This window comes from Pseudomonadota bacterium, from assembly GCA_039815145.1.
Taxonomy (GTDB): domain Bacteria; phylum Pseudomonadota; class Gammaproteobacteria; order Steroidobacterales; family JBCBZW01; genus JBCBZW01.
The window spans coordinates 22,686-30,865 of the sequence record JBCBZW010000058.1 but is presented as its reverse complement, the minus strand read 5'-3'; the positions used below and the strand labels follow the sequence as shown (position 1 = coordinate 30,865).

The window sequence follows — 8,180 nt, the reverse complement described above, 5'->3', positions numbered from 1 at the left end:
GACGGCTCCGGCGCATCCACCCATCGCTCGCTCAGCAGGCCGCCCGCTAACGTGCCGTAGGCCAGCAGCTTGACCCCGAACTCCTCGCACAGGGCGGTCATCGCGCCCGCGGCACGACGATCCACTAACGAGTAGCTGAGTTGGTTGCTGACGATGGGGATGCCGCTCGCCAGCGCGATGCGCAGGTGTGCCGTATCGAAGTTGGTCACGCCGAGTTGCCCGATCAACCCTTGTTGGCGCAGCTCGTCGAGGTAGAAGAGCGCGTCCAGCCACGACGGATCGGGGTAATGCCAGGCGTGGAACTGCAGCAGGTCGATGCGCTCGCTTTGCAGGCGTTGCAGCGCGAGGTCGACCGCGCCGCGCACGCCCTCGCGCGACACTGGCCCCGGCGGCGGCACCCACTTCGTGAGCAGTTGCGCCTCGCCGCCGCGGGCGTGGTCGCGGCGAAAGGCACCCGCGATCACTTCGGCGGAACCGTAGTGATCCGCCATGTCGAAGGTGGTGAAGCCAGCCTCCACGTAGGGCGCCATGTACTGCGCCGTCGTGACGGGATCCAGCGTGCCCTCGCGCTCGCTGTCGGCGATCTGCCAGAGGCCGTTCAACACCCGCGCCACCGTGAGCCCCGGTGCCAATTGCACCGTCTCGACTTGCCCCGTCATGCTCATCCCCTAGGTAAGTCGGTGAACCGTGCCTGCCAAGGCTCACCGCGAGCCTCACATCGCTGTCGCGCCAGGGCGTAGGCGACGGACCCCAAGGCCATCACCAGCAACCACACCCACGTGGATCGGAAGTACCAGGCCTCGGCCGCGCCCGTAAGGTCCTTCCTCACGTGAATGATGAGGAAGGCGCCGAGGAGCAGGACCCCGGCCACGCCCACCACCCGTTGTATCGCACGACTCGGCAGGGCCACCACCCGCGCCGCCAACCCCGGATTCACCCGCGGCAGGCAGAGCAGGGTCAGACACATGAGCAGGAAGTTCACCAACATGGCCGTGACCATGATGTCGATGCCGAGAAAGAAGTCGCCCGCGAAGTGGCTGCCGAGCACCCCGACACTGGCCATCACCCCACTCAACCCCAGCGCCCGATGCGGCGTGTGCAGGCGATCGTGCACACGCGCGATGGCGCGGGGGAAGATGCCGTCCTCCGCCCAGGCGAAGACCAGGCGCGAGACGGACAGCAACATGGCGGGAAGGTCGTTGATCAACGCGAGCGCCGCGCCCGTAAGGATCGCCACCCCGAGGCTGGCCGGCAGCAGGTAGGCGAGCAAGCCCGGGGCGGAGATGTCCTTCGTCGCGGCCTCCTCGGCCACAAACCACCAGGGCACGGCGTGGTACACGGCCGCGGTGAAGGCGAAGTAGAAGGCGCCCACCGTGGTGATGGCGAGCAGGATGGCCAGGGGCAAGGTGCGCGCGGGCGCGCGGGCCTCGCCGCCCGCCTGCGCGATGGCATCGAAGCCGATGAAGCTCGAGAACATGAGGGCGGCAGCCGTCAGGAACACGGACCACTGCCAGTCGGCGTTGGGCGCGGCGCCGATCTCACGTCCCTCCTGCGCCCGAAGCGCGGCGACGAAATCCCCGTGATCGAAGCCGACCCCAGCCAAGATGACGATGGCGCCCAGGCCGAACATGAGGAACATCATCACGATCAAGGTGCGCGCGTAGGCGCGCAGTCCAAGCACGTTGATCGTCACGAAGCCCCAGATCAGTGCCAAGGCCAAGCCCACCCGAACCGGGCCGGTCTCCAACGCCCCCGCCAGCGCCTCGGCACCGCTCGCCACCGCGATGTCGCGCAGGAAGGGTACGATCACGTACGCGATCACACCGATCACGATCGATAGGCCGAACCACTGGGAGAAGCTGGCGATGAACCCGAGGTAGGGATTGAGGCCACGGCTCGCGTAGAGGTAGCTACCCCCCGCACGGGGCATGGCCGACGCCAGCGCCGCGTAGGCCAGCGCCGCCACCAGCGCTGGCACGGCGGCCAGCATGAACGCGGGCAACACGTAGGGACCTATCCCCGGCACGCTCCGGTGCACCATGAAGGGCACCACGTTGATCGAGGCGCCGAGCATGGCGCAGATCCCCGTGGCCGTGAGTCCTAGCAGCCCTAGACGCCGTTCGAGCACGCGCCCTCGCCCTTCATCACGTAGCGATCGAAGTGGGCGACCAACTTGCCGAAGAGGTAGCGGGCGTAGGGCCCTTCGCGGCTCCAGCCGTGGGTCGCGCCCGGAGCGAAGGCGAAGTCGAAGTCCTTGCCCGCCTTGATCAACTCATCGGCGAGCACCGCTGTGGTCTTGAAGGGCACAACGTGGTCCTGCATGCCGTGGATGAGCAGCAGGTGGTCCTCGAGCTTGGCCACGTGGCGCTTGGCCTTGCGCGCGAAGATCTCCGGGTGCGTGTCGGGCCGACGAACGATAGCCACATCGTCAGTACCGAAGAAATCCGGGTCGACCGCCGCGGCCGCCGCCACGCCCGCGCAAAAGAGCCCCGGCCGGGTGAGCAGCGAGTAGACGGTGAGCGTGCCGCCGTAGCTGCTGCCCCAGACCCCCATGCGCTCGCCATCGATGTAGGGCAAGGCCTTCAGGTAGTGCACCGCGCTCGCCAGATCGTCGATGTCCTCGCCGGCGAAGTCGGCCAGGAAGGCCTCGCGGAAGTCGCGGCCGTAGCCGGTGCTGCCGCGCACGTCCACCTGTACCACCACGTAGCCCCGCTGCGCGAGGACGTGCTGAACTAAGCCGTAGGTGCCCGCCCAGCGATTGCGCACCGTGTTGGAGTAGACGGGGCCGAACAGCACGGGGTAACGCCGAGAGGCGTCGAAGTCCGGTGGCAGGAGCAGGCGGGCGTGCAAGGCCTGCTCGTCGTGGCTGCTCGGGAAGCTCACGTATCGGGGCGTTCCCCAGGCGATCGTGTCGAACTCGGGGGTCGGCGAGTGCGTGACCCGTGTGCGTTTGCCACCATCACGGCGCGCGATGAAGAGTTCCGTCGGCTGATCGTCGGCGCTGTGCACAGTGGCGAGGTGGTGACCGTCGGGCGAGGGATAGGCGACGTGGCGACCGGGCACATGGGTGAGTCGCGCGGTCTCGCCGGTGGCGGGCGAGAAGCGGTATACGTGCTGATCGTAGGGACCTTCACCGTTGCCCGTGAAGTAGATCTCGCCGCTGGCGAGGATCCTGGGTGCGCTCAACACATCGTAGGCGGGATCCGTGAGGCGCTCGGCCGTGGGTACCGAACCGGCGTCGAGGGTGAACAGGCCGTAGCGATCCTCGATGTCCGAGAGGAAGACGGGGCGCTCGCCCTCCGGGCCCCACGCGGCAGCGAAGGCGGTGTAGATACGGCTGGGGCGGTAGCTGTGCCAACGCACTTGCGGCGTCTCCTCCCCCGGCACCACGGTGTACAACCAGCGATCGACCGCCGTATCCGACGCCACATCGACCAACAGTACACCCTGCGATGACCACGTGAAGTCAATGATCTGGTTAGCCGTCGGTGTCGGCAGTGCGGGCCAGCGCAGGGCACCGGTGCTGACATCGAGCAGGCCCAGGGCGCGCGCCTCGTTGGGATCACCAGGGTAGCCTCGGCGTACGAGGTTCGGATCGGTCTCGGCCGCGAGGTAGTTGGGAAACGGCACCTTGCGCATCTCGCGGCGATCGACCACGTGCAGCGCGACGTAGCGACCGTCGGGCGACCAGGCGTAGGTGGGACCGGACCAGATGCCCGGGCCGATCTCGCGCTCGCGGCGGCTGTAGCGCCCCGCGGCCAGGGAGGACAGCGGCGGCAGACCCAAGGCCGTCAACGCGTCGACCGTTTGCGTGGCGTCGTCGTACTGCCACAGATCCCCTGCCTGCAGCCAGGTGAGGCGCGTGCCATCGGGTGACATGGCGAGGTCGGAGGCGCCCTCCGCCACGTGTGCCAGCAAGGTGTGCTTTCCGGTGACCAGGTGTGTTGACCACAGGGTTCGCCCGCGCAGGGTGATCAAGCGCTCACCGTCCTTCGACCAAAGCACCTGCGAGACGCCCGCTTTCGCAGCAGCGGCCGGTGCCTCTACGCGACGCAGGCCCTCTCCCGTGCTCCGCACCAGCCACAGGGCGCGCTGACGCGTACCGGCATCGCTCCACAGAAAGGCGAGTTGCGTGCTGTCGGGGGACCAGACGGGCTGCGTCGGGGCGGTGCCGGCGAGATTGGGGGCCGCGAACAGCCTCTCCAGGCTCAGCTGGCCGGGCTCGGCTGCCTCGCTCGTCGCCAGCCAGACGGCCGCGATAGCGCATGCGACGAGGCTCAGCAGCCGCCTGCGGTATTCAGGTGACGACCGCGCTCGTCCGATCCCTCGTGGTGTATGCATCTTGTTCCCTGGCCTGGTTGCCCGCGGGGCTCAGGGTACAAGATCGACAGGGACAGGTGGGCTGGGTCAGCCCGTACGCGCAGAATCGCGTTAGCCGGCCCTCAGCGCCGCGGTCGCCGACTCGTCGACGGCGCCGGCGCCATCGAGCACCACGCCGTAGGCCTCACGGGCATGGTCCGCGGTCACGTAGCCGTCGAGCACGTCCTGGCGAACATCCTCAGGGGCGCGCTCGAAGGCCGGCCCGTAGCCGCCGCCACCGCCCGTATGGGACCGGATGACGGTGCCCTTCTCCAGGGTCAGGCCGTTGATCTTCAACAGATCCACCGGCGCTTGCCCCGGGCGCTCCACGGTGACCTTGGGCGCCTGGCCTTCGCCGCCGCCGAACAGCCCCCAGGCGGGCGTCACGGAGCGTTCGAACCACAACCAGAGCGACGAATCCGTCTCCACCAGATACTCGCGGTAGGTGCCGTTACCACCACGCCACTGACCGGGGCCACCGGAGTTCGCGAGGATACCGTAGCGTGTCAACCTAAGGGGATACTTCGCTTCGAAGATCTCCACGGGGATATCCTTGAAGCTGCCGTTGACGTTATTGATCAACGAGCTCTGCCCATCGCGGCCCTGGGACGCACCCCAACCGCCGGTGGTGGGTTCGATCATCAGGTAGAAGGCGTCGTTCTGGCGCGGGTCCTGACCGGCCACCGTAATCACCATGGAGTCGCCGTAGTGCGCGCCCGCGGCACGCTCGGGCATGACCGGCGCCAATGCCTTGATGAACAGATCGATCAGCAGACCTAGCGATGAGAAGTACCAACCACAGGCCGCGGGCTCCTGGGCGGAGAAGATGGTGCCATCGGAAGCGCCCACCTGCAGCGGGCGGAAGGAGCCGCCGTTCGGCGATACGTCCGCGCAGATGAGCAACTTGTAGGCGACGCGGGCCGCGGCAATAGTCTGGGTGATACCGCAGTTCACCGGGCCACGGGCCTGCGGGGCGGATTCGCTCAAGTCGACGGTCATCGTGTCGCCCGCGATGTCGAGGGTGAGCTTCACCGGCAGGGGATCGCTGCCGAGGCCGTCGTTGTCGAGCATGCCTTCGGCCTGGTAGCGACCGTCCGGCAGCGCGCTCACGGCCTCGCGCTCGCGGGCTTCGGTCTGACGGAAGATCTCATCGCGTGCGGCCCAGATGCAGTCTTCGCCGAAGCGATCAAAGAGCGCCTGCATGCGCTTCTGCCCCGTGCGGCCGGCCGCGACCTGGGCGTTCATGTCGCCCACGCAGGCGTCGCCGAAGCGGCTGTTGAGGCGCAGCAGCTCGATCACGTCCTCGCGCGGTTCGTCGTTCTCGAACAAGCGCGTAGGGCCCCAGCGCATGCCCTCCTGATAGATCTCGTGGGAATCGACGGGCGTGCCGGGATCCTTGGCGCCCACGTCCAGCCAGTGGGCGCGCGAGGCGGCGAAGCCCACCCGGCGCCCCTGCCAGAAGATGGGCATGATGATGGTCGAATCGTTGAGGTGGGTGCCCGTCATGTACGAGTCGTTCATGTAGAACACGTCGCCGTCGCGGAAGTAGTCCCACCCGTGCTTCTGCGCGATGAGCTTGACGCAGATCTCGAGGTTACCTAAGAACAACGGCAGACCCAGCGACTGGCCGAGCACCTCGCCGTTAGGATCGATGAGGGCGACGGAGCAGTCCTTGCCCTCGTAGATCACGGGCGTGAAGGCGCTGCGAATGAGCGTGGCGTTCATGTCCTTGGCGATGGACACGAAGGCGTTGCGGATGATCTCGGTGGTGATCGGGTCGACGGTGCTCATGCCCGCTAGCTCCTCTTCAACACGATGTTGCCCTGCCCGTCGACGGTCACGCCCCAGCCGGGAGGCACCACGGTGGTGGCGCTCTGCTCCTCGATCACGAGCGGGCCGACCGTCTGGTAACCCGCTGGAAGCGCGTCGCGAGCCACGATCGACGTGTTGACCGTCTGCCCGGAAAACACGATGTCGCGGGTGCCGAGCTGCTGGGGATCTCCCTCGCCCGCCGCCTGCGCGCCGCCGCTGTGGCGAGCCAGGGCGCCAAAGGCCGCCACGCGCAGATTGACGAATTCGACCGGCGCCCCCGGACTGGAGTGACCGTAGCGTCGCGCGTGCGCCTCGTGAAAGGCCTCGAGAATCTGCCCGAGGTCCATGGCCGGCAGGCGGACGTTGATCGAGTACTCCTGGCCCAGGTAACGCATGTCGGCGGAGCGTTGGAAGGAGATCGCCTCCTCGCCCACGCCTTCCCCCTGCAGCGCTGCCTGACCGTCGCCCTCCAGCGCCGTGTACACCTCGTCCAGGGCTTGCAGGTCGGCGCCGTCCGCCGCTTGGAAGAAACTCTGGGTGAAGTCGTGGCGCAGATCGGTCTGCAGCATGCCCCAGGCGGAGAAGGTGCCCGGGAAGCGGGGCACCAACACCTCGCCGATGTCGAGTTCCTCGGCCAGGAACACGGCCGCCATCGGCCCCGCCCCGCCGAAGGCCACCAGGGTGAACTCGCGGGGGTCGACGCCCTGGGAAACGGTGATCGTGCGCATGGCGTCGGCCATGGCCGCGTTTGAAATGGCCAGGACCCCCTCGGCGAAGGCCACCGCGTCGAGGCCCATCGCGCTCGCCTTACGCTCGATGGCCGCCGCCGCTGCTGCGCCGTCGAGGGACATGTCGCCGCCCAGCAAAGACTTCTCGCCTAAGCGACCCAATAGGAGGTTCGCATCAGTGACAGTGGGCTCTTCACCGCCGCGCCCGTAGCACGCCGGACCCGGCACGGACCCCGCACTGTGCGGGCCCACGCGCATCGCGCCGTTCTCTAGCCAGGCCAGGGAGCCGCCTCCCGTGCCGATCGTGTCGATGTCGACGATGGACATGAGCAAGGGCAGGCCTTCGAGCTCGGTCTCGAGCGTGCTGTTCTCCTGACCGTCGATCACCAGGGAGAGATCGAAGGACGTGCCCCCCATGTCGACGCAAAGGAGGTTGCGTCGGCCGCCGGCCGCCGCCAGGGCCTTGCCTCCGATCGTGCCGCCGACGGGCCCGGAGAGCAGGGTAAAGACCGGATTGCGTTGCGCGTGGCGGGCGGTGGAGACGCCGCCGTTGGACTGCATGATGTGCACGGTCGCCTCCATGCCGTCCTCGCTGAGCTGCGCTTCCAGGCTGGAGAGGTAACGCTGGACCACCGGTGCGATGTAGGCGTTCATCACGGTCGATGAGGTGCGTTCGTACTCACGCCACTCGCGGGCCACTTCGTAGGAGAGAGAAATCGAGACGTCGGGCAGCGCGACGCGCAGATACTCGGCGGCGGCCACCTCATGCTGCGGGTAGGCGTAGGCGTGCACGAAGCACAAGGCGATGGCGCGGATACCCTGCGCTCGCACCTTCTCAATGATCGGGTCGAGATCCTCCAGCTGCAGGGGCGCCAGCTCTTCCCCGCTGGCGTCCAGGCGACCGCGCACCTCGTGCACATCGCTGCGCGGCACGAGCTGGCGCGGCTTCTCGTAGCGCAGCTCGTACAAGGTGTGGCGGTTGCCGCGGGCGATCGTGTAGGAATCGCCCAGGCCCTCGGTGGTGATCAACAGCACGCGCTCGCCGCGCCGCTCGAGGAAGGCGTTGAGGCCCACGGTGGTGCCGTGCACGAAGAAGGAGATGTCCGAGAGGTTCGGCACCAGCGCTCGCACGCCGGCGACGACACCGGCCGCGGGATTCTCCGGCGTGGTGGGCACCTTGCCGACGAACACCGGCCCATCCGAGGGCTCCACCACGATATCCGTGAAGGTGCCGCCGATATCCGCCGACACGCGATAGTGGGTCATAGGGCCTACCCTGCT

General features: G+C 67.7%; 5 protein-coding genes. All 5 read right to left on the bottom strand.

The genetic code is table 11. The annotated features are described in order from the left end of the window. Positions 1 to 659: aldo/keto reductase (locus AAF184_14870; protein MEO0423618.1), on the bottom strand; the 659-nt coding region annotated here is incomplete at its 3' end. 2 nt (positions 660 to 661) lie between these two features. Beyond that, positions 662 to 2,128, bottom strand: coding sequence for an APC family permease (locus tag AAF184_14865; GenBank protein MEO0423617.1), 1,467 nt, complete (start codon positions 2,126 to 2,128; stop codon positions 662 to 664). Then, positions 2,110 to 4,341, bottom strand: coding sequence for a prolyl oligopeptidase family serine peptidase (locus AAF184_14860; GenBank protein ID MEO0423616.1), 2,232 nt, complete (start codon positions 4,339 to 4,341; stop codon positions 2,110 to 2,112). The genes AAF184_14865 and AAF184_14860 overlap by 19 nt, the downstream gene beginning before the upstream one ends. 90 nt (positions 4,342 to 4,431) lie before the next feature. After that, positions 4,432 to 6,150: a hydantoinase B/oxoprolinase family protein gene (locus tag AAF184_14855; protein MEO0423615.1), complete on the bottom strand. Its 1,719-nt coding sequence runs from the start codon at positions 6,148 to 6,150 to the stop codon at positions 4,432 to 4,434. A 5-nt stretch (positions 6,151 to 6,155) separates the two neighbouring features. Next, the gene (locus AAF184_14850) at positions 6,156 to 8,165 is read right to left on the bottom strand and encodes a hydantoinase/oxoprolinase family protein (GenBank protein ID MEO0423614.1); all 2,010 of its coding nucleotides are present in this window, start codon (positions 8,163 to 8,165) and stop codon (positions 6,156 to 6,158) included. Between the last annotated feature and the right edge of the window lie 15 nt (positions 8,166 to 8,180).